This is a genomic window from Rhizobium sp. WW22 (assembly GCF_047041135.1).
Classification (GTDB): Bacteria; Pseudomonadota; Alphaproteobacteria; order Rhizobiales; family Rhizobiaceae; genus Rhizobium.
The window spans coordinates 1,043,924-1,068,637 of record NZ_CP178198.1; the positions used below are offsets into that span (position 1 = coordinate 1,043,924).

Annotated in this window: 29 protein-coding genes; 17 read left to right on the top strand and 12 right to left on the bottom strand. The window is 60.2% G+C overall.

All coding sequences use genetic code 11. From position 1 onward, the window contains the following. Positions 1–180 precede the first annotated feature (180 nt). The 4 genes from dprA to ACK83U_RS05210 are packed head-to-tail and all read right to left on the bottom strand — an operon-like array spanning position 181 to position 4,223. Entirely contained in the window at positions 181–1,329 is a 1,149-nt protein-coding gene (gene dprA, locus ACK83U_RS05195; protein ID WP_112607116.1) for a DNA-processing protein DprA, read from the bottom strand. Then, the gene (gene plsY, locus ACK83U_RS05200) at positions 1,329–1,946 is read right to left on the bottom strand and encodes a glycerol-3-phosphate 1-O-acyltransferase PlsY (RefSeq protein ID WP_112414706.1); all 618 of its coding nucleotides are present in this window, start codon (positions 1,944–1,946) and stop codon (positions 1,329–1,331) included. Before plsY ends, dprA begins: the two co-directional genes overlap by 1 nt. 34 nt (positions 1,947–1,980) lie before the next feature. After that, positions 1,981–3,270 (bottom strand): dihydroorotase, encoded by a 1,290-nt coding sequence (locus ACK83U_RS05205; RefSeq protein WP_112607114.1) that lies wholly within the window; start codon positions 3,268–3,270, stop codon positions 1,981–1,983. Continuing rightward, positions 3,267–4,223 (bottom strand): aspartate carbamoyltransferase catalytic subunit, encoded by a 957-nt coding sequence (locus ACK83U_RS05210; RefSeq protein ID WP_069614943.1) that lies wholly within the window; start codon positions 4,221–4,223, stop codon positions 3,267–3,269. Before ACK83U_RS05210 ends, ACK83U_RS05205 begins: the two co-directional genes overlap by 4 nt. A 183-nt stretch (positions 4,224–4,406) precedes the next feature. Here ACK83U_RS05210 and ACK83U_RS05215 point away from each other — a divergent pair, with 183 nt between their 5' ends. From ACK83U_RS05215 to ACK83U_RS05240, 6 genes are all read left to right on the top strand, one after another. After that, positions 4,407–6,065 carry an acyl-CoA dehydrogenase family protein gene (locus ACK83U_RS05215; RefSeq protein WP_112607598.1) on the top strand — a complete coding sequence of 553 codons (1,659 nt, stop codon included), beginning with the start codon at positions 4,407–4,409 and terminating at the stop codon, positions 6,063–6,065. A gap of 85 nt (positions 6,066–6,150) precedes the next feature. Beyond that, the gene (locus ACK83U_RS05220; protein WP_112607112.1) at positions 6,151–6,396 is read left to right on the top strand and encodes a type II toxin-antitoxin system ParD family antitoxin; all 246 of its coding nucleotides are present in this window, start codon (positions 6,151–6,153) and stop codon (positions 6,394–6,396) included. Beyond that, entirely contained in the window at positions 6,386–6,685 is a 300-nt protein-coding gene (locus ACK83U_RS05225) for a type II toxin-antitoxin system RelE/ParE family toxin (RefSeq protein WP_112607110.1), read from the top strand. The genes ACK83U_RS05220 and ACK83U_RS05225 overlap by 11 nt, the downstream gene beginning before the upstream one ends. Positions 6,686–6,838: 153 nt before the next feature. Further along, the gene (locus ACK83U_RS05230) at positions 6,839–7,495 is read left to right on the top strand and encodes a TetR/AcrR family transcriptional regulator (RefSeq protein ID WP_112607108.1); all 657 of its coding nucleotides are present in this window, start codon (positions 6,839–6,841) and stop codon (positions 7,493–7,495) included. 136 nt (positions 7,496–7,631) lie between these two features. Further along, the gene (locus ACK83U_RS05235) at positions 7,632–7,799 is read left to right on the top strand and encodes a hypothetical protein (RefSeq protein ID WP_162531105.1); all 168 of its coding nucleotides are present in this window, start codon (positions 7,632–7,634) and stop codon (positions 7,797–7,799) included. Beyond that, entirely contained in the window at positions 7,796–8,128 is a 333-nt protein-coding gene (locus ACK83U_RS05240) for a DUF6105 family protein (protein WP_041677358.1), read from the top strand. The genes ACK83U_RS05235 and ACK83U_RS05240 overlap by 4 nt, the downstream gene beginning before the upstream one ends. On the opposite strand, the gene ruvX is transcribed toward ACK83U_RS05240, so the two are convergent. After that, positions 8,065–8,559: a Holliday junction resolvase RuvX gene (gene ruvX / locus ACK83U_RS05245; protein ID WP_041677359.1), complete on the bottom strand. Its 495-nt coding sequence runs from the start codon at positions 8,557–8,559 to the stop codon at positions 8,065–8,067. The genes ACK83U_RS05240 and ruvX overlap by 64 nt on opposite strands. Positions 8,560–8,764: 205 nt before the next feature. Between ruvX and ACK83U_RS05250 the strand changes: the two genes are divergently transcribed. The 4 genes from ACK83U_RS05250 to ACK83U_RS05265 all read left to right on the top strand — a co-directional run bounded on the left by ACK83U_RS05250 (position 8,765) and on the right by ACK83U_RS05265 (position 13,614). After that, positions 8,765–9,475 (top strand): metal-dependent hydrolase, encoded by a 711-nt coding sequence (locus ACK83U_RS05250; protein WP_112607106.1) that lies wholly within the window; start codon positions 8,765–8,767, stop codon positions 9,473–9,475. 86 nt (positions 9,476–9,561) lie between these two features. Beyond that, on the top strand, positions 9,562–9,849 hold the full coding sequence (gene gatC / locus ACK83U_RS05255) for an Asp-tRNA(Asn)/Glu-tRNA(Gln) amidotransferase subunit GatC (RefSeq protein WP_037194314.1): 288 nt from the start codon (positions 9,562–9,564) through the stop codon (positions 9,847–9,849). Positions 9,850–9,907: 58 nt separating this feature from the next. Next, a complete protein-coding gene (gene gatA, locus ACK83U_RS05260; RefSeq protein WP_112607104.1) occupies positions 9,908–11,389 on the top strand; it encodes an Asp-tRNA(Asn)/Glu-tRNA(Gln) amidotransferase subunit GatA in 1,482 nt (493 codons plus the stop codon). 215 nt (positions 11,390–11,604) lie between these two features. Further along, positions 11,605–13,614, top strand: a complete 2,010-nt coding sequence (locus tag ACK83U_RS05265; protein WP_112607102.1) for a DUF4139 domain-containing protein — start codon at positions 11,605–11,607, stop codon at positions 13,612–13,614. A gap of 73 nt (positions 13,615–13,687) precedes the next feature. Here the strand turns inward: ACK83U_RS05265 and ACK83U_RS05270 are convergent, their stop codons facing one another. Beyond that, the gene (locus ACK83U_RS05270; protein WP_015339560.1) at positions 13,688–13,945 is read right to left on the bottom strand and encodes a YjhX family toxin; all 258 of its coding nucleotides are present in this window, start codon (positions 13,943–13,945) and stop codon (positions 13,688–13,690) included. 298 nt (positions 13,946–14,243) lie between these two features. On the opposite strand from ACK83U_RS05270, the gene ACK83U_RS05275 reads away from it, so the two are divergent. The 6 genes from ACK83U_RS05275 to ACK83U_RS05300 all read left to right on the top strand — a co-directional run bounded on the left by ACK83U_RS05275 (position 14,244) and on the right by ACK83U_RS05300 (position 18,389). After that, positions 14,244–14,753, top strand: a complete 510-nt coding sequence (locus ACK83U_RS05275; protein WP_015339561.1) for a GNAT family N-acetyltransferase — start codon at positions 14,244–14,246, stop codon at positions 14,751–14,753. Between the two features lie 87 nt (positions 14,754–14,840). Then, on the top strand, positions 14,841–16,346 hold the full coding sequence (gene gatB / locus ACK83U_RS05280; protein ID WP_112607100.1) for an Asp-tRNA(Asn)/Glu-tRNA(Gln) amidotransferase subunit GatB: 1,506 nt from the start codon (positions 14,841–14,843) through the stop codon (positions 16,344–16,346). A 3-nt stretch (positions 16,347–16,349) separates the two neighbouring features. Next, entirely contained in the window at positions 16,350–16,853 is a 504-nt protein-coding gene (locus ACK83U_RS05285; protein WP_112607098.1) for a GNAT family N-acetyltransferase, read from the top strand. 20 nt (positions 16,854–16,873) lie between these two features. Then, positions 16,874–17,341 (top strand): GNAT family N-acetyltransferase, encoded by a 468-nt coding sequence (locus ACK83U_RS05290; protein ID WP_112607096.1) that lies wholly within the window; start codon positions 16,874–16,876, stop codon positions 17,339–17,341. Between the two features lie 106 nt (positions 17,342–17,447). Next, positions 17,448–17,846 carry an NADH:ubiquinone oxidoreductase subunit NDUFA12 gene (locus ACK83U_RS05295; protein WP_095434555.1) on the top strand — a complete coding sequence of 133 codons (399 nt, stop codon included), beginning with the start codon at positions 17,448–17,450 and terminating at the stop codon, positions 17,844–17,846. Positions 17,847–17,948: 102 nt separating this feature from the next. Next, positions 17,949–18,389 (top strand): DUF2155 domain-containing protein, encoded by a 441-nt coding sequence (locus tag ACK83U_RS05300; protein ID WP_112607094.1) that lies wholly within the window; start codon positions 17,949–17,951, stop codon positions 18,387–18,389. A gap of 66 nt (positions 18,390–18,455) precedes the next feature. On the opposite strand, the gene ACK83U_RS05305 is transcribed toward ACK83U_RS05300, so the two are convergent. The 6 genes from ACK83U_RS05305 to ACK83U_RS05330 form a co-directional block, all read right to left on the bottom strand. Continuing rightward, a complete protein-coding gene (locus ACK83U_RS05305) occupies positions 18,456–19,280 on the bottom strand; it encodes a DUF1062 domain-containing protein (protein WP_412474801.1) in 825 nt (274 codons plus the stop codon). Between the two features lie 135 nt (positions 19,281–19,415). After that, positions 19,416–20,045 carry a leucyl/phenylalanyl-tRNA--protein transferase gene (gene aat, locus ACK83U_RS05310; protein WP_112607090.1) on the bottom strand — a complete coding sequence of 210 codons (630 nt, stop codon included), beginning with the start codon at positions 20,043–20,045 and terminating at the stop codon, positions 19,416–19,418. Positions 20,046–20,048: 3 nt separating this feature from the next. Beyond that, positions 20,049–21,401 carry an acetyl-CoA carboxylase biotin carboxylase subunit gene (gene accC, locus ACK83U_RS05315; protein WP_112337486.1) on the bottom strand — a complete coding sequence of 451 codons (1,353 nt, stop codon included), beginning with the start codon at positions 21,399–21,401 and terminating at the stop codon, positions 20,049–20,051. A 9-nt stretch (positions 21,402–21,410) separates the two neighbouring features. Further along, entirely contained in the window at positions 21,411–21,884 is a 474-nt protein-coding gene (gene accB / locus ACK83U_RS05320; protein WP_112607088.1) for an acetyl-CoA carboxylase biotin carboxyl carrier protein, read from the bottom strand. 24 nt (positions 21,885–21,908) lie between these two features. Continuing rightward, the gene (aroQ, locus tag ACK83U_RS05325; protein ID WP_015339571.1) at positions 21,909–22,346 is read right to left on the bottom strand and encodes a type II 3-dehydroquinate dehydratase; all 438 of its coding nucleotides are present in this window, start codon (positions 22,344–22,346) and stop codon (positions 21,909–21,911) included. Positions 22,347–22,468: 122 nt separating this feature from the next. After that, complete coding sequence (locus tag ACK83U_RS05330) at positions 22,469–23,236, bottom strand: DsbA family protein (RefSeq protein ID WP_112607086.1); 768 nt, start codon at positions 23,234–23,236, stop codon at positions 22,469–22,471. 211 nt (positions 23,237–23,447) lie between these two features. Between ACK83U_RS05330 and ACK83U_RS05335 the strand changes: the two genes are divergently transcribed. Further along, positions 23,448–24,605, top strand: a complete 1,158-nt coding sequence (locus ACK83U_RS05335; RefSeq protein WP_112607596.1) for a pyridoxal phosphate-dependent aminotransferase — start codon at positions 23,448–23,450, stop codon at positions 24,603–24,605. The last annotated feature ends 109 nt before the right edge of the window (positions 24,606–24,714 follow it).

The window sequence follows — 24,714 nt, forward strand, 5'->3', positions numbered from 1 at the left end:
CGGTCAAGAGGCTATTGCATAATTCCTTAAATCGGAATCGATTGAAGCATAAAATTATGCAGCACCTCTAACGTGTTACAGCGACCTTTGCGCGTCATATGTGACGCGCGGCGCTGTAATGCGATTTTTGCGCTTGGCGCGGCGATGCAATGCTTAGAATCGGTACGCGTATCACAGTTTTCAATCCAGCATGGAGATCGACACCAGTCCGCCGGGATGCCGATGCAGCCGGCCGGCCATGTCGAGTTCGAGAAGAACGGAATGAACGGCCGATATCGACAAGCCGGTGTGACGGACGATATCGTCGATCTCGACGGGCGTCGGCCCTAGCGCCTCGACGATATGGTCGCGCTCTGCATCATCGGGCGGCGTGGAGAGCGGCTTGCTTCTTTCGATGGGTGCCGTTGCGGGGCGCGGGCGAAAGAGATCCGGCTCGGCGAGCGGCCGCAGCGCTTCGACGACATCGTCCGGTATCGTGACGATCATCGCGCCATCTTTCAGCAGGCCGTTCGTTCCTTCGCAGCGCGGATCGAGCGGCGAGCCGGGAACGGCAAAGACGAGCCGGCCGAATTCGCCGGCAAGGCGCGCCGTGATCAGCGAGCCGGAGCGGGTTGCCGCCTCGACGACCACGACACCGAGCGAGATGCCAGCGATGAGGCGATTACGGCGCGGAAAGTCGCGCGCTCGCGGCTCCCAGCCAAAGGGCATTTCGCTGACGGCAAGCCCGTTGCCGTCCCATATGTCTTTGAGCAGGCCGATATTCTCGGGCGGGTAGGGTTGGTCGAGGCCACCAGCCATGGCGGCGATCGTGCCGGTGACGAGGCTTGCGCGATGGGCGGCCGTATCGATGCCGCGTGCCAGACCGGAAACCACCGCATAACCGGCCTCGCCGCAGATGCGTGCAATCATGGCGGTGAATTTGGCGCCGCTGATCGAGGCATTTCGTGAGCCGACCATGCCGATGGCCGGCCTCGTAGCTACGGACATGTTGCCTTTGACGGCAAGCAGCGGCGGCGCGCCATCGATCTCGCGAAGGGCAGGGGGATAGTCCGGCTCACCGATGCCGATGAAGCGTGCGCCGAAGCGGTGCGCTGCCTCCAGCTCCCGCAGGGCATCCCGCTCATCGGCAATGCGGATCGCGCGCGTCGAGCCGCCGCGCTGCGAAAGCTCCGGAAGCGCAGCCAGAGCCGCTTCAGCCGAACCATAGTGATTGATGAGGTCACGAAAGGTGGACGGACCGACATTGTCCGAACGGATGAGCCTGAGCCAGGCGATCCTTTGTTTTTCGGTCAGCGCAACTCCCGTCCGTCTTGCGCTGCCTGTGTCCATTATCCCTTTGCTCCGATCTTGCCTTCCGTTCCCGCGGTCAGCCGGGCAATATTGGCCCTATGCTTGTACCAGGAGATGACGGTCATCAGCGCCATGACGGCGGCGATCTTATCGGCCCCCAATATCCACAATACAACCGGGATGACAAGAGTTGCAACCAGTGCGGAAAGCGAGGAATAGCGGGTGGTAAAGGCGATCGCCAGCCAAACGATGGCAAAGATCAGGGCCATCAACGGTGCAAGCCCGAGCAGGATGCCGAGATAGGTAGCGACACCCTTGCCGCCCTTGAAGCCGATCCAGACAGGGAAGATGTGACCGATGAAGGCGGCAAAGCCGGCAAGAACACCGGCATCCTCGCCAAAGAAATGCGCGGTGATCAGCACGGCGGCCGTGCCCTTGAAGGCATCGAGCAGCAGGGTTGCGGCTGCAAGCCCCTTGTTGCCGGTGCGCAGCACGTTGGTCGCGCCGATATTGCCCGAACCGATGTTGCGCACGTCGCCGAGCCCGGCCATGCGGGTCAGCAGGAGGCCGAAGGGAATGGAGCCGAGCAGATAGCCGATGACAAGCGCGGCCAGCGCGGTCTGCAGGGTAAGCTGCCAAGTCCAGAAATCAGCCATCGCGTCTTATTCTCCGTAAACCCTGGCGCTTGCCTTAGAGACTGTGAACCAGCTTGCCGGCGACATAGGTTGCAACCGCCCGGCCGCTCATTCTCGCGTCTTCGAAGGGCGTATTCTTCGAGCGCGACAAAAGCATGTCTTTTGCGACAAGCCAAGGCTCGTCGAGATCGACGAGAGCGATATCCGCTTTGGCGCCGGGCTTCAGTGTGCCGGCGGACAGCCCGAAGATCTGTGCCGGCCGCGTCGAGAGCGCATCGATGAGCCGCATCAGGCTGACTTGGCCACTATGATAGAGCCGGAGCGCTGCCGGAAGCAGCGTTTCCAGCCCGACCGCACCGTCCTCTGCCTCGCCGAACGGCAGGCGTTTCGTATCCACATCTTGCGGATCATGCGAGGAGACGATGATGTCGATCGTGCCGTCGGCCAGCGCCTCGATCATGCCTGTGCGGTCATCCTCGGAGCGCAGCGGCGGGTAGAGCTTGAAGAAGGTCCGGTACTCGCCGATGTCGTTCTCGTTGAGCGCCAGATTGTTGATGGAGATGCCGCAGGTGACCTTGGCGCCACGCGAGCGGGCGAGGCGGATTGCCTCGGCCGATTCCGGCACGGAGATCATAGCAGCGTGATAATGGCTGCGCGTCAGCGCCGCGATGCGAAGATCGCGCTCGAGCGGAATGAGTTCGGCTTCCTTCGGAATGCCTGAGAGCCCGAGCCAGCTTGCAAGCAGTCCTTCATGCATCACGCCGTTTGCGCCGAGATATTTGTCACGTGTCTCGCAGGAAATCACCGCGCCGAATTCGCGCGCATAGGTCATCACTCGGCGCAGAATCTGGCTATCGTGGACGCTGGAATGCGCGTCGGTAAACACGACGGCTCCGGCTTCGCGCAACAGGCCGATTTCCGTCATCTCCTCGCCGGCCAGCCCCTTGGTGAGAGCCGCTGCCGGATAGACATTGACGACGGCCGTATCGCGCGCCGTCTTCCTGACGAATTCGACAAGGGCAATATCATCGATGACCGGGTCCGTGTCCGGCATCATGATGAAAGAAGTGACGCCGCCGGCCGCTGCCGCGCGGCTGGCAGACGCGATCGTTTCGCGATGTTCGCCGCCAGGCTCGCCGACATGGACGCGCGCATCGACCAGGCCGGGAATGGCGACAAGCCCATTGCAGTCGCGAACGGTCGCGCCCTTGGGTACGCCGCGGCTCTTCGCATCCTTGCCGGAGGCTACGATGACACCGTCTTCGACGACGATCGCGCCGATCTCATCGAGATTGCGCGAGGGATCGATGATGCGGACATTCTGAAGGACGATCGAGTTGCTCATGCGCCCACTCCCTCGGTGCGAGGTCCCTGGTTCTGTGAAACGAGCAGGGTTTCCATCACGGCCATGCGGACGGCGACGCCCATCTCGACCTGTTCGGCAATGACGCTTTGCGGGCCGTCCGCTACTTCGGAGGCGATTTCCACCCCGCGGTTCATCGGCCCCGGATGCATGACCAAAGCATCCTCCTTGGCGGCCTTGAGCGTTTCGGCGTCGAGTCCGTAGAAGTGATAATATTCGCGCACCGAAGGCACGAAGGCGCCGGACATACGCTCGCGCTGCAGCCGCAGCATCATTACAACGTCGGCATCCTTCAGCCCTTCTTTCATCGAATGGAAGACTTCAACGCCCATGTCGGCGATGCCGGCCGGCAGCAGCGTGGCGGGTGCGACGACGCGGACGCGTGCACCCATGGCGTTGAGAAGCAGGATATTGGAGCGGGCGACGCGCGAATGCAGCACGTCGCCGCAGATGGCGACGATGATGCGCGAGAGCTTGCCCTTGGCGCGGCGGATCGTCAGCGCGTCGAGCAGGGCCTGGGTTGGATGCTCGTGCTGGCCGTCGCCGGCATTGACGACGGAGCAGGAGACCTTCTGCGCCAAGAGCGCGGCAGCGCCTGCGCTCGAATGGCGGATGACAAGCACGTCGGGCCGCATGGCATTCAGCGTCATCGCCGTATCGATCAGCGTCTCGCCCTTTTTGACCGACGAGTTGCCGACCGACATATTCATCACATCGGCGCCCAGCCGTTTTCCGGCCAACTCGAAGGAGGATTGCGTGCGCGTCGATGCTTCGAAGAAGAGATTGATCTGCGTCAGCCCGCGAAGCGTCGATGTCTTTTTCTCGCGCTGGCGGCTGATCTTGACCGCCTCGTCGGCCTTGTCGAGAAGATAGGTGATATCCTGCTCGGTGAGGCCCTTGATGCCAATGAGGTGGCGGTGGGGAAAGAAGACCATGAACCTGCCTCCGGATTTCGTCAGGCGGTCTATAAAGAGGGAGCGCCGATGGGGCAAGCGGGGGTATGTGCCGAGGCCGTTTGTTCCCCATGCAATTTCGCCCGAATCCCGCTACAGGAGCGATGCCGGTGGGAGACGTAACTCCAGTTTCCCTTTGCAACCCACTTGTTCTACAAGCGATTCATGACCCAAGCGACCCGGACTGACGACCCCTTTGCCGACCTGAACCAGCCGAGCCTCTGGACCGGCATCAATGCTTATCGTTCCGATCCGCTGATCGTCGATCTCACCTCCGGCCTGCCGCGTTCGATACGGGAAGAACTGGAGCAGCATGGTCGTTTCGTCACCTCGCACGAGGCCCAGGAACTGGCGCGCATGGCAAACCAAGGCGCGCCGCAACTGCGCTCCCATGGCCCGCGCGGCGAGCGTCTCGATGTCGTGGAGTTTCACCCTGCCTGGCACGCGCTGATGCGTCGCTCCATGGCGATGGGCCTGCATTCCTCGATCTGGGATGCGCAGGCTGACCCTGAAGCAAAGGGTCATTCGCACAAAGTGCGCGCCGCCCGTTTCTATCTGACGGCGCAGCTCGAATGCGGCCACCTCTGCCCCCTCACGATGACCAGTGCCTCGGTTGCCGCCATGATGGCCTCGCCGGCGGTGCAGAAGGATTGGGCACCGAAGATTCTCTCGCGTAAGTACGATTCGTCCAACAAGCCCGCCATGCAGAAGAGCGCCGTCACTATCGGCATGGGCATGACGGAAAAGCAGGGCGGCACGGATGTGCGTGCCAACCGGACGAGTGCCGATAAGGTCAGCGATGGGATCTACAGGCTTTCAGGCCACAAGTGGTTCATGTCGGCGCCGATGAGTGACGCCTTCATCATGCTTGCGCAAACCAAGGACGGCATGGGTTGCTTCCTGGTGCCGCGTCTTTTGGAAGATGGTTCGGCCAACGGCCTGCATTTCCAGCGGCTCAAGGACAAGCTCGGCAACCGATCGAATGCCTCCTCCGAGGTCGAGTTCACCGATACGTTCGGCTTCCTGCTCGGAGCACCCGATGGCGGCATCCGCACCATCCTTGACATGGTGACGCTGACGCGACTCGACTGCGCCCTGGCATCCGCCGGCATCATGCGCGCCTCGCTCGCCGAAGCCGTGCACCATGCGCGCGGCCGCAGCGTCTTCGGCAAGATGCTGGTCAACCAGCCGATCATGACGCGCGTGCTTGCCGATATGGCGCTCGATGTCGCCGCCGCGACTGCACTCGCCTTCCGCCTGGCCGAGGCCTTCGACAAGGCCAGCGGCAGCACGGAAGATGCGGCCTATGCCCGCGTCATGACGCCGGTCGCCAAATATTGGTGCTGCAAGATCGCGCCCGCGCTGATCTATGAGGCCATGGAGTGCATCGGCGGCAGCGGCTACATCGAAGAGCGCCCGATTGCCCGCCATTATCGCGAAGCCCCCGTCAATGCGATCTGGGAAGGCTCCGGCAACGTCATGGCGCTAGACGTCCTGCGCGTGTTGAACCGGGGCAGGGACCTGTTCGAGACCGTCTTTGCCGGTCTCGCCCGCGATCTCGGCCCGGCCGGCAAGAAGACCATCGATGTCCTGCGTGCTGCCATGGCGCTTTGCGAGCAGGACGAGGGCGCTGCCCGCCTGCTGGTGGAACAGATGGCGCTCGCGGCCGGGGCCGCCGAGCTTTATCGCCTCGGAGCCGGCAAGATCGCCGATGCCTTCATTGAAACCCGTCTTGCTGGCGGCTGGCGCGCCACCTATGGCATGCTCGATTCGCGCTTCGATGCCAGCTACATCGTCGATCTATTGTATCCGCCTGCGACATAGCACTGCGCCAGCGGCTCTGTCGCGGCATCCTTGATTGATGCGATACCAATATTTATTATCTATTGGTATCGGCAAGGAGGGCTTCATGGCTCGCAACACATCCATCTCGCTGGGGGATCATTTCAGCGCCTTCATCGAGGCACAGATAAAGACAGGCCGGTATGGCTCTGCCAGTGACGTTGTTCGCGCAGGTTTGCGCTTGCTTGAAGAGCACGAGGCAAAGGCCAAGGCTCTGCAGAGTGCGTTGATCGCCGGTGAGGAATCTGGGGAGGTTGCTTCCTTCGATAACGTCGCATTCCTCAAGCGAATGCGCACGACCTATGGTGAATAGGTCCCGCAAGTATGGTCTTTCCCCGCTTGCGTTGGCCGATCTTGAAGGTATCTGGCGATATACGGTCGAGAACTGGTCTGTAAGACAGGCCGAGATCTACCATGCCGAAATCGTCGGGGCTTTCGAGGGATTGGCATCCGGTGTGAAAATTGGCCGCGCGACCGACATCCGCGACGGCTATTTCAAATATGCCGTAGGGTCCCATGTGATCTACTATCTTTTGCGGGATGGTGAAATCGCGATCATTCGTATATTGCACCGGCGAATGGATGTCGGTCGGCATCTTTGAAGAGATGTCTGGCGTCCGAAACGACAGTGTGGTTTGGTCAGTTCCTCTAATCTGTGGATTCGCGCGTTTTGACGGACAGAGGCCTGACGGCTTTGTTGTTTAGGGCGACTTGGCTTGTTATTCACCGCCCGGTGACAGATTGGAGTCGAGTCGATGGCCCCCGCGAACGCTGCCGTTAAAATCCCTTTGGAAATGCCTGTCGTCGAAAAGCGCGTGCGCAATCGCGCCGCGACTGAGCAGGCAATCCTGGACGCCGCCAAACGGCTTCTGGCGGAGGAGGGGTTCCAGAATTTCGGTATCAATGCGGTCGCTCGCGGCGCCGGCTGCGACAAGCAGCTGATTTACCGCTACTACGGCGGCTTGAATGGCCTTGTGGAGGCCATCGGCACCGATCTCGGCAGCTGGGTCACCGATCGCATTCCCGACGACACCGGCGGCATGTTCCTTCTGACCTATGGGGACCTGATGGAGCGGCTTTCGATGCTGTTTCTCGATGCTTTGCGCGCTGATCCCCTCATGCGCCGCATCGTCGCCTGGGAAGTCTCGGAAAACAGCGAGCAGGTGCGCCGACTGTCCGAGGCCCGATCCAAGGCGCTCGCCGGCTGGATTGAGCGCATGCGCGGCTCGCTCATGCCCCCCAAGGGTGTCGATGCCCAGGCTGTCAATGCCATGATCTTTGCGGCCATCCAGCATATCGTCCTGGCCGCGGCTGTCAGCGACCAATGCGCCGGTCTTGCGCTGAAAAATGCAAAGGATTGGGAGAAGGCGGCAACGGCCTTGAAGCGGATCGTGCGCGGCGTCTACGGCTGATATCGACCACGGGGCAGCGGATATCCACAGGCTCGCTCCGCCATTAACCTTAACAAATGGTTTACGTTGCGTCGCAGCGGTTAACTCGTCACTGTTGGAAGATGATTAGTTAACCATCAAGCGTGCAGCCATGGGGTTGAAACCCACTAAATTCGTGTTTCTCGTGACGGCGGTGATGTTCTTCGCTGTGCTCGCACTAGATATCACGCTGCCCGCGATGGTCTTGAGCGCCATGGCGCTGTCGAACTGGCTCGTCCTTTCGGCTGGCACGACGCAATTTCAGCGTCGAAGGGGTACCGCATGAAGTGGTTGTTGATTTGCTGGGCCGGACCGGTCTCGTTTCTCGGGGCATGGTATTACCTGTCGTACTACGACATGAGCTTCGGCATCTTCATGCTGACGCGGCAGATGCATGACCTCGTATTCGACATTTACGGCAAGATTCTCGGCATTCCGCCGGAAACCATCCCGCCGCTGGTAGCCCGTGCGATCGCCTTCGACAGCCTGCTCGTCTTCGCGATTTTCGGCTTCCGCCGCCGCGCTGCCATCATGGAATGGTGGAGGCGCCGTCAGGCATCGAGGTCGGGCAAGGTCGCTCTTCCGAGTGCCGACAGCCTATCCAACGCTCCCTGAAGAATGAAGCTTGCCGCTGCCGAGTCGATCCGTTCGGCGCGCTTGGCCCGTGAGACGTCCATTTCCAGAAGCGCTCGCTCGGCGGCAACGGTCGAGAGCCGCTCGTCCCAGAAGACGAAGGGTAGGGCGGTCTTTTCCGCCATGCTTCGCACGAAGGCGCGCGTTGCCTGCACGCGCGGTCCGGCAGAGCCATCCATATTCATCGGAAGCCCTATGACGAAGGCTGCGACCTTTTCCTTCTCGGCGAAAGCAAGCAATGTTTGGGCATCCTGGGTGAATTTCACGCGCTTGAGGACCGGGCGAGGCGTGGCAAAGCGCCGCCCGAGATCGGACATCGCAAGCCCGATCGTCTTCGTGCCGAGATCGAGACCGGCAATCGGCTGGCCGGGCAGGAGCATCACGGCTAGGTCTTCGATGGTCAGCGTCGTCATCAGGGTCTCGCTCTCGTCAAAACAAATTGAAGTCCTAACCGCTTTTCTTTGCTGCGGTTTGGGATATCTCCTAGAGCATTTCCAGCAAAAGCGCACAGCGGTTTTGCCTGCGGAAATGCGGAAGAGCCAATAGAAGGAGCGTTTCCATCGGAAATGCTCCAGACACCAGCCTTTCATTTCAAATCAAGTCATAAGGAGAAATCCAATGAAGATCACCTGGCTCGGCCATGCCGCTTTTCGTATCGAAACGGCCAAGGCAAAAATACTGATCGATCCATTTCTGTCTTACAATTCTTCCTTTGCGGCCGCCGGTCTCAACATCAAGGACGTTGCGCAGGGCGTGACCCACATCCTGCTGACGCACGGCCATGCCGACCACGTCGGCGACACGGTTCAGATCGCCAAGGACACCGGCGCGGTCGTGCTCGCGAATGCCGATCTCGCTTCCTGGCTCAGCACCAAGGGCGTCGAGAAGCTGGAAATGGGCAATACCGGCGGCACCGTCGGCCTCGGCGGCTTCTCGGCCACCTTTACCAATGCGCTGCATTCCTCCGCCCAGATCACCGAAGACGGCGTTTCCCACGCGCTCGGCAACCCGAACGGCCTGATGCTGCATTTCGACGACGAGCCGACGCTGTTCCACATGGGCGATACCGACATCTTCTCGGACATGGCCCTCATCAACGAACTGCATCAGCCCGATATCGGCATCCTGCCGATCGGCGACCGCTTCACCATGGGCGGTGCCGTGGCCGCACTCGCCTGCCAGCGCTTCTTCAACTTCAAGACGGCCATTCCCTGCCACTACGGCACTTTCCCAATCATCGACCAGACGCCGGAAAAGTTCATCGCCGGCATGGAAGGCTCGAAGACGGCGGTTGCGGCGCCGAAGGCGGGCGAGAGCATTTCTGCCTGACGATACCCGTTGCGTATGGCGGGCATGGCCTTTATAGCGTGAAGCAAATCCACTTCGGTGGGTAATCTTGCTATCCGGAGAATGCCATGTCCGTCGATCTCGCTACTGTCAAACGCGTCGCCCATCTTGCCCGTATCGCCGTCAATGAAGACGAAGCACAGCGGATGATGGGCGAGCTTAACGGCATTCTGGGCTTCGTCGAGCAGCTTTCCGAAGTGAATGTCGATGGCGTCGAGGCCATGACCTCGGTAACCCCGATGGCGATGAAGAAGCGTGCCGATGAAGTGACGGATGGCAATAAGGCCGCCGACATCGTCGCCAATGCGCCGAATACCGATCAGAATTTCTTCCTGGTGCCCAAAGTCGTCGAATAACGGTTCCCTCGAGCCCTTTCCGACCCGTTGCCCAATTCCAGATCTGAAGCGAAACAAAATGAGCGAACTGACCAGCCTGACCATTGCCGAAGCCCGCGACAAGCTGCGCGCCAAGCAGATTACCGCCACTGAACTGACCGAGGCCTATATCTCGGCGATCGATGCGACCAACGGTCAGATCAATGCCTATATCGCTGTTACGCCCGACAAGGCGCGCGAGATGGCCAAGGCCTCGGACGCCCGTCTCGCCGCCGGCAACGCCGGCGCGCTCGAAGGTATACCGCTCGGGATCAAGGATCTGTTTGGCACCGAAGGCATCCACACCCAGGCCTGCAGCCACATTCTTGACGGCTTCAAGCCGCGTTATGAATCGACTGTCACGCAAAACCTCTGGAATGACGGCGCCGTCATGCTGGGCAAGCTCAACATGGATGAGTTCGCCATGGGCTCCTCTAACGAGAGCTCCTACTACGGCCCGGTGATCAACCCCTGGCGTGCCGAGGGTTCGAACCAGCAGCTGGTTCCGGGCGGCTCGTCCGGCGGTTCGGCTGCAGCCGTTGCCGCGCATCTCTGCGCAGGAGCGACCGCTACCGACACCGGCGGCTCCATCCGCCAGCCGGCCGCCTTCACCGGCACCGTGGGCATCAAGCCGACCTATGGCCGCTGCTCGCGCTGGGGCATCGTCGCCTTCGCCTCGTCGCTCGACCAGGCCGGCCCGATCGCCCGCGACGTGCGCGATGCCGCCATCCTTCTGAAGTCGATGGCAAGCGTCGATGCCAAGGATACGACCTCCGTCGACCTGCCGGTGCCGGATTACGAAGCTTCGCTCGGCCAGTCGCTGAAGGGCATGAAGATCGGTATTCCGAACGAATACCGCGTTGATGGCATGCCGGAAGAGATCGAGACGCTCTGGCAGCAGGGCATCGCCTGGCTGAAGGATGCCGGCGCCGAGATCGTCAACATCTCCCTGCCGCACACGAAATACGCGCTGCCGGCCTATTACATCGTTGCGCCCGCCGAAGCCTCCTCGAATCTTGCCCGCTACGACGGCGTCCGCTACGGCCTGCGCGTCGACGGCAAGGATATCGTCGACATGTATGAAAAGACGCGCGCTGCCGGCTTCGGCCAGGAAGTGAAGCGCCGCATCATGATCGGAACCTATGTTCTCTCGGCCGGCTACTACGACGCCTATTATCTGCGCGCGCAGAAGGTTCGCACGCTGATCAAGCGTGACTTCGAACTGGCCTTCAACGCCGGTGTCGACGCGATCCTCACGCCCGCCACGCCATCCTCGGCCTTCGGCATCGCCGACGAGGACCTCGCGTCCGATCCGGTGAAGATGTACCTGAACGATATCTTCACGGTGACGGTCAACATGGCCGGCCTGCCCGGCATTGCTGTCCCCGCTGGCCTCGACCCGAAGGGCCTGCCGCTCGGCCTGCAGCTCATCGGCAAGCCGTTCGAAGAAGAAACCCTCTTCAAAACCGCCCACGTCATCGAACAGGCCGCCGGTAAGTTCACGCCGGCGAAGTGGTGGTAAGCGCCACACTCGGACGAGCGGGCTTGATGAGCGATCTCGTCAAGTTTCGCGGAGTTTAAAGCCAATAGAAAAAGGGCCGTCCGGAAATCCGGACGGCCCTTTTTCATGTGCCAATATTCCGCCCGCGCGCCATCACACTTTGGACCGAAATACGATCATAAATTGCAGCCGGCCGTTTGGTCTCGTCCTCTGCAACCGAATCGGAAGGTCTCTTCATGCTCAAGCAAGTCACGGCGATCCTGCTCCTCAGCGCATCCTTTCCAGCGATTGCGCTGGCGGCCGACAACTGGGCCATTCGATCCATCACCTTGTCCTCTGGCGGTCTGGCCCAGGTTTCCAGATCTGCCAATATCAATGGCGACGGCATGATCCGGATCGAGGTACCGCTCGATCAAGTCGATGATATCTTGAAGAGCCTTGTGGTGAATGGGTCGGCGGGCTCGGTGGCCGGCATGTCGCTGGCGGGGCCGCAGCCGTTGCAGGAGACCTTCAAGGGCCTGCCGTTCACGCCCGAAGCGCTTTCGTCCGTGCCGTCGCTTCTGACATCAATGCAGGGCGCCAGGGTGTCCGTCACCAGCGGGGGAAAGACCGTCGAGGGAAATATTCTCGGTATCGAGACGAGAAAGTCCGGCGATAAAGCAGCGGCTTACCTGCTCACCGTTATCGATAGGGATGGCGCAGTGGAGACGCTGGCACTGGGCGAGGACGCATCCGTCCGGCTTGAGGATGCCGAACTGAGAGCGAAGATCGCCAAAGCAGCGGCGGCCATCGCCCACGGCAAGAACGATCGCACACGCACCATCGATATCAAGGTGAACGGTGTGAAGGACGGCAGCGCCGTCGGCCTGACCTATGTCGTGCCGTCTCCCATCTGGAAAACGGCTTACAAGGTCGTCATCGACGGAAATGACAAGGCGCGCCTGCAGGCGTGGACGGTGCTGGAAAATGCCAGCGGTGAAGACTGGAAAGGCGTGAAGTTGACGCTGACCTCGGCCGAACCGGTCACGCTGAAGCAGGGTCTGCACCAGCTCTATTGGCGCGAGCGGCAGGAGGTGCCGGTCAACACGGCGTCGAACAATGTCCCCGATCCCGACAGCGGCGATCTCTCAAACAGGCGGCGTCTCGCTTCTGGTGCCGAGGCGCCGGCAATGCCCGCCCCGCGACGAGCGATGAAGAGCATAGGCGGAAAGATGGCCGACGCTCAGGCCTATGAGGCCGATGAATTGGCGCGGCCGGCGGAGCCGATGCAGGTTGCCGCCGGAGTCCCGGCCACGGCGACCGAAAGCGACATTTCTGCCACTTTCGAGCTTCCGGGGACCTACGATCTGGCCAATGGCGATACCTTGTCGGTGCCGATCATGGACGCGGATGTGGAAGCCGACATGGTGGACATGTATCGGTCCGGCAGCGCCTATCGCAATCCCATAGCTGCCGTGATGCTCAAGAATACCACCGGCGTCAGCATGCCGGCGGGAATTCTGACGCTCTATGACGGCAAGGCGGGCTATGTCGGCGATTCCCAGATGTCGGCACTGCCGGAGGACGACACGCGCCTCGCCAGCTTCGCGACCGATCGCAAGGTTACGATCAGCGAGCAGCAGACGCCAACGGAGGAGATTGCCTCGCTGAAGGTTGTCGATGGCGTGATGAATGCCACCGTCAAATATCGCCAGACGACAACATACACCGTATCGGGCGCGCTGGACGGCGAACGGACTGTTGTCATCGAGCATCCGATCCGGGATGGCTGGTCATTCTCCTCATCTGAAGGTTTCGGCAAGACGGCAACGCACCAGCGGCTCAAGGCGATCGTGCCGGCAGGCACGGAGAAAGTGTTGACCGCAGTCGACGAGCAGCTTCAGAGCAGCAGTTATGCTCTGGTCGATGCCGAACCGGACATGCTGCTGGGATGGTCGGCTTCGGCACATGACAAGGCACTTACGGATAAGCTCACAAACCTCGCAGATGCGCGCAAGAGGCAGGTTGCCGTCCAGAACGATCTGGAGCGGCTCGACAGCGAGATCGAGAAGACCACCAGCGAACAAGAACGGATAAGACAGAATCTCGGTGCCGTACCTGACAATAGCGATCTGAAGAAACGCTATTTGAAGGCTCTGGCGGATAGTGAGGATCAAATCGCCGCCATGAACGAAAGGCGCGATGCGGTGCAGGCAGAAAGCGATCGCCGCGGTAATGACGTGGCGGAGATCATCCGCACCTTCTGATCGCCCAGGGCTTTCTTTTCCGAATGGTATCGCCCGACGAGAGCCGCCTCATTCGGCGGCTCTCGTGTCCGGCTTATCGATTGTTCAACTGCGCCCTCACCAGCCGCAATCCCTTTTCGCTGATGCGATAGGGATGGCCGTCGGTGGATTTTATCGCCTTGAGGCGCTTCAGCCGTCGGAAGAGGTCGAGGTCGAAATCGGGGTAGACCCAGCCATCTCGCGTAAAGCAGTAGACTGTCTCGATCTTCTTATTGTCGCTGCGTTCGATTTCGATGCGCCCGCCTTGGGCGAGCAGGTGGAGAATGCGCTGTTCCGCGCGGGAAATGTCCATTGTTGTCAGAATCCGTATAGCGCCAAAGGGCGCACAAAAACGATCCGAGCCTTCCCTTGGGGAAGTCGGGGCTTCGTTTTTCAGGCCCGGCACGCAAGAAGACTTGCGAGCGGGGCCTCTACCGGGACTGACAAAAGTTAGACATCAAAACTCCGTTGATGTTTCTCTCTAAAGCAGGTTGCGCCACGTCGTCAAGTTCAACCCTTTCGATGCGTTTTGCTTCGTAGCTGTTTGCCAATCTCGCCGCTGGCAAATGCTTTCTATGGGTGCTTTACTATCTCCAAATAGCGGGGGCCTGATGATCCACATTCGCAATGCCCATGAAGGTGAAACTGCGGTATTGGCGAGCATCGGCCTGCGCTCCTGGCAGAAGGCGATGAGCGCGATCGGCGGCACGGGTGAACTGCTGGAGAGTGCCAGCGAAGCCTTTGAAAATTTCACCCGCAATCTCTGGCTGACGATATCAGTCATAGAGCTCAACGGCGAGGCTGTGGGATGGGCAGCGCGCGAGGCGCTGGACGAGGCGATTTCCGATTTCTGGATCGATCCGGATTTCGTCAGACGCGGCCTCGGCACGGCGCTTTTGGCGCGGATCGAAGCGGATGTGCGCGGGCAGGGACTGGAGAAGGTTTCATTGCAGAGCCATGCGGGCAACACCGATGCCATCGCCTTCTTCAGGGCGCGCGGCTATGAAATCCGCTGGCTGTCGATCGTCTATTCCCCCAAGCTCGACAGCGACGTGCCGACTGTCGGGCTTTCGAAATCGCTGGTCGACGACAGCGATGGCGCTTACGGACCGGGCATATAGCACGCAGGCGATGCCGAAAGCCTTGCGCCGCCTCGTCAATTGCTCTACCTCACCAAAGCAGAAAACAGCATTATACAAGAGCTTCCCATGACCATTGTCGACGTCCGTACGCCAGATCCGAAACGCTTCATTCCCGGTGCCACCGGTGATTGGGAAGTCGTTATCGGGATGGAAGTCCACGCCCAGGTGCTGAGCAAGTCCAAGCTCTTCTCCGGCGCCTCGACGGAGTTCGGCAAGCCGCAGAATTCCAACGTCTCGCTGGTCGATGCCGCCATGCCTGGCATGCTGCCCGTCATCAACGAGGAATGCGTGAAGCAGGCCGTGCGCACGGGTCTCGGCCTGAAGGCGCAGATCAACAATCGCTCGATCTTCGACCGCAAGAACTATTTCTATCCCGACCTGCCGCAGGGCTATCAGATCTCTCAGTTCAAGGATCCGATCGTCGGCGAGGGCAAGATCGTCATCTCCCTTGGCCCCGATCGTCAGGGCCAGTTCGAAGACATCGAGATCGGCATCGAGCGCCTGCATCTGGAGCAGGATGCCGGCAAGTCGCTGCACGATCAGCATAATACGATGTCCTATGTCGATCTAAACCGCTCAGGCGTCGCGCTGATGGAAATCGTCTCCAAGCCGGACATCCGCTCGGCTGACGAGGCCAAGGCCTATATGACGAAGCTGCGCTCGATCGTGCGCTATCTCGGCACCTGCGACGGCAACATGGACGAAGGCTCGATGCGCGCCGACGTCAACGTTTCCGTGCGCCGTCCGGGCGGCGAGTTCGGCACGCGCTGCGAAATCAAGAACGTCAACTCCATTCGCTTCATCGGTCAGGCGATCGAAGTTGAAGCACGCCGCCAGATCGGCATTCTGGAAGATGGCGGCACGATCGACCAGGAAACCCGCCTGTTCGATCCGAACAAGGGCGAGACTCGATCCCTGCGCACCAAGGAAGATGCGCATGACTACCGCTATTTCCCCGATCCGGATCTCCTGCCGCTCGAATTCGACGATGCCTTCGTCGCGGAGCTTGCCGAGCATCTGCCTGAGCTGCCGGACGACAAGAAAGAACGTTTCGTCCGTGAACTCGGTCTCTCGATCTATGACGCCTCCGTGCTCGTCTCGGAAAAGGCCATCGCCGATTATTTCGAAGCGGTTGCCGCCGGCCGCGATGGCAAGATGGCTGCCAACTGGGTCATCAACGACCTCCTAGGCGCTCTGAACAGAATCGGCAAAGACATTGAAGAGACTCCGGTTTCGCCCGCCCAGCTCGGCGCGATCATCGACCTCATCAAGGCCGAAACCATTTCCGGCAAAATCGCTAAGGATCTGTTCGAAATCGTGCTCAACGAGGGCGGCGATCCTGCCGAGATCGTTGAAGCCCGCGGCATGAAGCAGGTCACCGACACCGGCGCGATCGAAAAGGCCGTGGACGAGATCATCGCCGCCAATCCGGATCAGGTTGCCAAGGTCAAGGCTAAGCCGACGCTTGCCGGCTGGTTCGTCGGCCAGGTGATGAAGTCGACGGGCGGCAAGGCCAACCCGCAGGCCGTGCAGGCGCTGGTCAAGGCCAAGCTCGGCATCGAAGAGGAATAGTCAGTGTTCTTCGTCCGCACCGCCAGCGAGCAGGACCTGGAAAAGGTCCGCGCTCTGCTCGGCGAAGCTTGGCACGCGACCTATGACCGGATCTACGGGCCGGAAAAGGTCAGCGAGCTGCACGCTTCCTGGCACTCGCCGGCTTCGCTGAAGGCGCGGCTGGCGAACAAGAACTCGGAATTCCTGGTGGCCGACGACGGCAGGACCATTGGCGGCATGGGCTATGCCGCCATGTCCAAGGAGATGACAAAAACCGTCATGCTCTACATGCTCTATGTCAGCCCAAAGCATCAGCGTGAGGGTATCGGCCGAGACATATTTGCTGAGCTGGAGACCTGCTTTCCCGACGCCGAGATCATGCGCCTTGAGGTCGATCCGCAGAACGAGCCGGCAATTGCTTTCTACAAGGCTCATGGCTTTGTCGAGGTCGGTCGCACGGAAAACTGCGGCAATGGGCATTCGGGCATTCCGGCGCTGATTTTCGAGAAGCCGTTGACGGCCCACTGAAAGAATAGACGAGACCGTTCATGGAAGCCGCCCGCCTGCTAATCCGCGAAGCGAAAGAAGCCGACCTTCGCGCCCTGATCGGTCTATTTGCCGCCGACGCCGTGGGTGGCCATGGCGATACGACCGACCCGTCTGCCTATGACGATTACCTCCATGCGTTTCGCACCATCGCGGCGTCGCGGGAGCAGACGCTCTATGTCGCCGAACGCGCCGGCGAAGTGGTTGGGACGTTCCAGACGATGATCACGACGACGCTGACCGGGCGGGGCGGCTCTGCCATGATCATCGAAGCGGTCCAGACGCGCGCCGATATGCGCGGGCAGGGGATCGGTGCCGCCATGATCAATTTCTGCATCGACGAGGCAAAAAGCCGCGGGATGCGGATGATTCAGTTGACATCGAATAATGCCCGCAAGGACGCGCATCGCTTCTATGAGAGACTGGGTTTCAAGCCGACGCATCTGGGCTTCAAGATGCTATTGAAATGAAGCCTTTTGCCCGCTGGAATCACTGGACAAGCAGGCCTAGGGGCGGCATAAGCAAACTATCGAATTCTGGTATCGCTCGCCCCTCAGCGGGTATCGAGGAAAAGACATGTGGAATTTCATCGTACAGACCTTCACTTGGTGGAACAGCCAAACTTTGGGAACGCGCTTCGCGACCTGGCGCTTTGGCAAGCGTGTCGGCGAGGATGAATTCGGCAACGTCTATTACGAAGGCGGCATGTCTTCCTACGGCCTCCCGAAACGCTGGGTGATCTACAAGGGCTATGCGGAAGCCTCCGCCATTCCTCCGGGTTGGCACGGCTGGATGCATCATCGCACCGACGTTCCGCCGACCAAGGAAAACTATGTCGCCAAGGAATGGCAGAAGGAACATCGTGCCAATCCCACAGGTTCGCCGCAGGCTTACCGCCCGCCGGGCTCTCTCGCCGTTGCCGGCGAGCGTCCGCGCGTGACCGGCGACTACGACGCCTGGACCCCGGGCAACTAAGCGAGAAGCCGGCTCGTCCTTTGGCCACAATTGGGCTTTAGGCGCGACATAGGCCGGCTTTTGCTCGGCGCCTTGACCGAGACCAAGCGGAGAGTGGCGGATATGATGGTTTTCACGCGGAGCGCTTCTTTGCGTGCAATGGCTGTGGCCGGCATTGCTCTCGTCGCCGGCATCTTGGCAGCTTCCACCACCGAGGCCGCCCGCATCGCAAATCCGGTCGCCGTTTTCTCCGGCCTCGACAAGATCACCGGACGCATCACCACTTTCGATGTCTATGTCAACGAAACCGTGCAGTTCGGCGCGCTGCAGGTGACGCCGCGCGCCTGCTATTCGCGAGACGATACCGAGCAGCAGAAGGTAGACGGTTTCGTCGAAGTCGACGAGATCACCCTCGATCGCCGTATCCGCCGTATCTTCACCGGCTGGATGTTTGCCGATAGCCCCGGCCTCAACGCCGTCGAGCATCCGATCTATGACGTCTGGCTGAAAGAGTGCAAGCAAAAGTCCGACGTTCCGGCGCCGGATACCGCTGGCGCGAAGTAATCGGTCTTCGAGACATTCACAGTAGGGTTATGTGCCCGCAGAAGCCTTGCTCCCGCGGGCATCGTCTTAACCGTTATCCGAATTGGCGGCGGATTCACCTATCGCCTGACGATCGGCAATCTCCGACAAGTCAAGAATGATCCTCACGCCGTCTTTGACCTTGTGACGAAAGACGTCGTTGCGGTCCGGATGGGCTCTCAACTTGCCTCCGTCACGGAGGGCCTGAAGCCGCGAGCGCGAGATCGCCAACTCCGATGCAAGCAGCCGATCAAAGCGAAGGTTCACCGGGAATTCGGCTGATATCTCGATATCAAGCAAGGTCCAGCCGCTTGCCGCACGTATCGTCTGCTTCCGGAGGATAACGTCGGGCGGCTCGTCGATACGTTTTGCTTTCCGCTTCAATCCATCAAGATCGAACTCTTGCGCTTGCACCCAATCCGGATCGCTGCGCTGCAGCGCCTCGAGCGTGGACGGGCCAAGGTCTTGAACGGTCCGGCGCTCGAAGAGCGTTCGGTTCCATGTCTTGTCGCAATCGATGCACTTATAGACAAGCCAGGCATCGAGCCGCTTGCCATTGGCGTTGAGCCGGATCTTGCCGCTCGATCTGAAGGGTTTCTGGCATCCGCAGCCGCTGCAGGCGATCCACGGCTGAGGCGATGTTTTGGGCGTAAGGGTCCAACGGACCTGAAGAATATTGCACATACCGTCTTGGTCTTCCGTCTGGAAGTCCACCAAGCTGGCAGTGAGACAAGCCCCTTTAGGGCGCGGTGTGGCGATATTGCGGGACGGCTGAAGAGCTGAGACAGCGGCGGCTGCATTAGGCGCGTTTTGACAATGCCAAACCGGTCTCAGGCCATCACCCGATGGACATGAACATGCATCGGACGGCATCTTGCCGCCCTGAGGCACGGGGTGATTTGGATGAGACCGGTATTTACGACGGCAAAGTGGAACCTCTGTGCACCAATGCTCTTCGCGTGAAGGGATAGCAGACCACAATCGGAATTTGAAGTGGTCCCAAAACGCTCAGGGCGGATCGTCGGAAAAGCTGAGATTGGGCGATTCCATCGCCTTTTCCAGCATCTTCGCATAGGCATCCTTCGGCACGTCGATGGCGCCGAATGTCTTCAGATGCTCGGTGGTGAATTGCGTATCGAGCAGGGTGAAGCCGCGTTCGCGCAGGCGCTCCACCAGATAGACAAGACAGATCTTGGAAGCATCCGTGCGGCGAGAAAACATGCTTTCACCGAAGAAGGCGGATCCCAGGGAGACGCCATAGAGACCGCCGACCAGCCGGTCACCTTCCCAAGCTTCGACGGAATGGGCATGGCCGATGTGGTGCAGGGTGGCGTAGAGCGAGCGGATCGTCTCGTTGATCCAGGTGCTGGGGCGATCGCTCGTCTGTTCGCCGCAGGCGGCGATGACCGCCTCAAAATCGCTATCGAAACGGATGTCGAAGGGGTGTTGACGGATTTTCTTGGCGAGGCTCTTGGAGACGTGAAACGTATCCAGGGGCATTATACCTCGCAGTTCCGGCTCGACCCAGAAGATTTCCGGGTCATCAGCCGATTCGGCCATCGGGAAAAGCCCGATGGAATAGGCGCGCAGCAGGATCTCCGGGGTAACGCCGGGATGTCTGCCGCGCGCTCCGGGCATTGGCTAGGCCGATGTGTTTGCCAGGTAGTTTTCCAACCAGTGGATATCGTAATCGCCGTTGGCGATATCCTGGTTGGAAACTAGATCCTGGAAGAGCGGCAGGGTGGTCTTGATGCCATCCACCACGAATTCGTCCAGCGCGCGGCGCAGGCGCATCATGCATTCGACGCGGGTGCGCCCGTGCACGATCAGCTTGCCGATGAGGCTGTCGTAATAGGGAGGGATCTTGTAGCCCTGATAGGCGCCGGAATCGATACGGACTCCGAGGCCGCCAGGCGCATGGAAATGGGTGATCGTGCCGGGCGAGGGGACAAAGGTACGCGCGTCCTCGGCATTGATGCGGCATTCGATGGCATGGCCTTGGAAATGCACCTCATCCTGCGTGACCGAAAGACCACCGCCGGAAGCGACGCGGATCTGCTCGTGCACGAGGTCGATGCCTGTGATCGCTTCCGTGACCGGATGTTCCACCTGCAGGCGCGTGTTCATTTCGATGAAATAGAACTCGCCGTTCTCATAAAGGAACTCGATAGTGCCGGCGCCGCGATATTTCAGCTTCTTCATCGCGTCGGCGCAGATCTGGCCGATCTTCATGCGCTGTTCGACGTTGAGTGCCGGGGAGTTGGCTTCTTCCCAGACCTTCTGGTGGCGGCGCTGCAGTGAGCAGTCGCGTTCACCGAGATGGATGGCGTTGCCTTCACCGTCACCGAAAACCTGGATTTCGATGTGGCGCGGCTTGCCGAGATATTTTTCCATATAGACGGATTCGTTGCCGAAGGCTGCTGCGGCCTCCGTGCGGGCCGTCGACCATGCCTCGATCAGGTCCTCTTCCGTGCGGGCAACCTTCATGCCGCGGCCGCCGCCGCCGGCGGTTGCCTTGATGAGAACCGGATAGCCGATTTCGCGCGCCGTCTTCAGCGCATCCGCCTCGGTCTTCACTTCGCCGTCGGAGCCGGGGACAACCGGAATGCCGAGCTGCTGCGCCGTGGTCTTGGCAGTGATCTTGTCGCCCATGATGCGGATATGCTCCGCCGTCGGACCGATGAAGGTGATGCCGTGTGCATCGAGAATATCGGCGAACTTGGCGTTTTCCGAAAGGAAGCCATAGCCGGGATGCACGGCGTCCGCGCCGGTGATTTCACAGGCGGCAACAATCTGGTGGATGTTGAGATAGCTGTCGCGCGACGGCGGCGGGCCGATGCAAACGCTTTCATCCGCCAGACGCACATGCATCGCGTCGCCGTCAGCGGTCGAATGCACCGCAACGGTCGCAATGCCAAGCTCCTTGCAGGCGCGCAGCACGCGCAGAGCGATCTCTCCGCGATTGGCTATGAGAATCTTCGAAATAATGGGCATGGGCCGACCTTACTCGATGACGACCAGGGCTTCGCCGTACTCGACCGGACGACCGTCCTGAACGAGAATTTCAGTCACCGTTCCGGACTTCGGCGCGGGAATCTGGTTCATCGTCTTCATGGCTTCGATGATGAGCAGCGTCTGCCCTTCCTTGACGGACGCGCCGACCTGGATGAAGGCAGCAGAGCCCGGTGCCGGCGCCAGGTAGGCAGTGCCGACCATGGGCGCGCTGACGACGTTGTCGGGATTGCGGGCGTTGCTTGCCGGAGCAGCAGTGGCCGGTGCTGCTGCAGCGGCGGCGGGAGCGGCATAGGCGACCGGGGCGGCAATCGGCGCCTGAACATATTGCGTCGCGCCGGCGCGCGACACGCGGATGCGCAAATCTTCCTGTTCGACTTCGATCTCGGTCAGATCCGTGTCGTTGAGAATATTGGCGAGGTCGCGAATCAGCGCCTGGTCGATACCCGATTTCTTTTCAGCCATTGGATTTCTTGCCCTGTATTTTTGTTATTGGGTGATGGATTTTAGCGCTTGCAGCGCCAGGATGTAGCTATGAGGTCCGAAACCGCAGATCATGCCCTTTGCAGCGGGCGCGATCATCGATTTGTGCCGGAATTCTTCGCGTGCGTGGATGTTTGAAATATGCACCTCCACGACGGGAATGGAGATGGCGCGGATCGCATCGTGTAAGGCGATCGACGTGTGACCGTAGGCGCCGGGATTGATCGCGACACCGACGGCCTTGTCGCCGGCTTCATGGATCCAGTCCACCAGCACGCCTTCGTGATTGCTCTGCCGGAAATCGACAACGAAGCCCAGGCTTTCACCGACGGACTTGCAGTCGGCTTCGATATCCTTGAGCGTCTTGCCGCCATAGATGCCCGGCTCGCGCTTGCCGAGAGCATTTAAATTGGGTCCGTTAAGGACGAAAATAGTTTGCGCCATCAGTGGTTCCGTCAAAGTGCAGCGCAACCTATAGACTCCCGAGGCCCTATAGGAAAGCCCCGGTGAGAAGGTTGCGCGCCTCTAGATGTGGAAACGCCGCGATTTTGGCATTTTTGCGCCGCTCAGCAGCTCGTCTTGCCGCAACTGCGTACGTTGGCGATCTTCTCCTTGATGGCATCGAGGCCAACCGCGCCGGAAATCATCTCGTTGCCGATGACGTAGGCGGGTGTGCCGTTGACGCCGAGATCGGTAGCAAGCTGGTAGGTGGCCTTGATCATGGCGGTATTCGGCGCTTTTGCCATTTCGGCGCGGATGGCCGCTTCGCTGACACCAAGCGAGGTGGCGACATCGATGGCCGTGTCCTCGGAGGCGCGGCCGTCGCTGCCCAGCAGCTTATGATGGAATTCGGCATATTTTTCCGGTGCGAGCAGGCGGAACGCGCTGGAAACCCGGGAGGCTGCTACCGAATCCTGGCCAAGGATCGGGAACTCCTTCAGCACGAAGCGAACATTCTTGTCCTGCTGCAGGAGCTTGTCCATGTCGCCAAGCGCATGCCGGCAATAGGTGCAGTTATAGTCGAAGAACTCGACAACGGTGATATCGCCCTTCGGATTGCCGATGGCGACATCATCCTTGGAATTGAAGATCGCGTCCTTGTTCTGTGTGATCACCTGCGACGACTGTGCGATCCGGGCTTCGTCCTGCTTCTTTTCGAGCGCCGCCTGCGCATCCAGCAGCACCTCCGGATGCTCGACGAGATACTCCTTGATGAAATTCCCGATCTCCTTCTTCTGCTGGTCGTCCAGCGCCGCGGCCGGCTGGATTGTGGCGAAGGACGCTGTCAGGGCAATCGCCGAAACCGTCAGCAGGCTTTTGAGAGAAAAGGTCATTGGGTCCTCGTTGGATCTGATCGGAGACGTCATTCTCGGATGCGCCATAGCATCGTCGGGTTAACATCCGCAAATAGGCATCGACAATTTACGGTGCGTCCTTATTTCCAGAAACAGGAATTTTCACGACAAAGCCGCAATCGCAGGATTGTGAACGAGCCGATATTGCTGCAAATGTCGCTTGCCTATCCGATCCGAGAGAGAATTGACCTTGTTTTCCCTATCCAAGCGCAGCGACGTCGAACCCTTCCATGCCATGGATGTACTGGCGGAAGCGACGCGGAGACGCCAAGCCGGACATGCGGTCATTTCCATGGCCGTCGGACAGCCGTCTCATCCCGCACCTCAGGCGGCGTTGGAGGCTGCGCGTGCGGCTCTCGGCCATGGCCGCATCGGCTATACGGATGCGCTCGGCACTCTAGCCCTGCGGCAGGCACTTTCCACCCATTACCAGGCACACCACGGCCTCAGCATCGATCCGAAGCGCATTGCGATCACGACCGGATCGTCGGCCGGCTTCAACCTTGCCTTTCTGACTTTGTTCGATGCCGGCGACAGCGTCGCCATCGCACGGCCGGGCTATCCGGCCTATCGCAACATCCTTGCCGCACTCGGTCTCGATGTCGTCGAGGTTCCGGTCACCGAGGAGACGCAGTTTACACTCACGCCCGAGAGCTTGGAGGCAGCACAAGCGGCGAGCGGTAAGCGACTGAAGGGCGTGCTGCTGGCAAGCCCAGCCAATCCCACAGGCACGGTGACGGGCAGGGCGGCTTTGAAGGCGCTGGCGGATTATTGCGCCGATCGCTCCATCGCCTTCATCTCCGATGAAATCTACCACGGGCTGACCTTCGTCGGCGAGGAGACGAGCGCGCTGGAACTGACGGACGAGGCGATCGTCATCAATTCCTTCTCGAAATATTATTGCATGACCGGCTGGCGCATCGGCTGGATGGTCTTGCCGGAGCGGCTGGTCCGCCCCGTCGAACGTGTGGCCCAGAGCCTTTATATCTCCGCGCCGGAATTGTCGCAGATCGCCGCCGAGGCAGCGCTCGGCGCAGGTGCCGAATTGGATGTCTATCGTGAGAGCTACGGCCGCAACCGCGATTTCCTCATGCGCCGGCTGCCGGAAATCGGCTTTCACATTGCCTCGCCCATGGATGGCGCTTTCTACGCCTATGTCGATGTCAGCCGCTTCACGAACGACAGCATGGTCTTCGCGCAAAAGATGCTGGCGGAAATCAATGTCGCCGCCACGCCCGGCCTCGATTTCGATCCCGTTGAAGGACATCGCGCGATGCGCTTCTCCTATGCCGGCTCGAATGCCGAGATCGAGGAAGCCACCGAACGCATGGCGGCGTGGCTGAAATAGAATCCGCAATAAACAGCTTGTGCGAGCTTGCGAAAGTGCTTTCGCAAGTCGACGAGCTGTACGCTTTGGCCTCGATCTGTTCAGTGCTTGGGCATGACTGACGAATAAA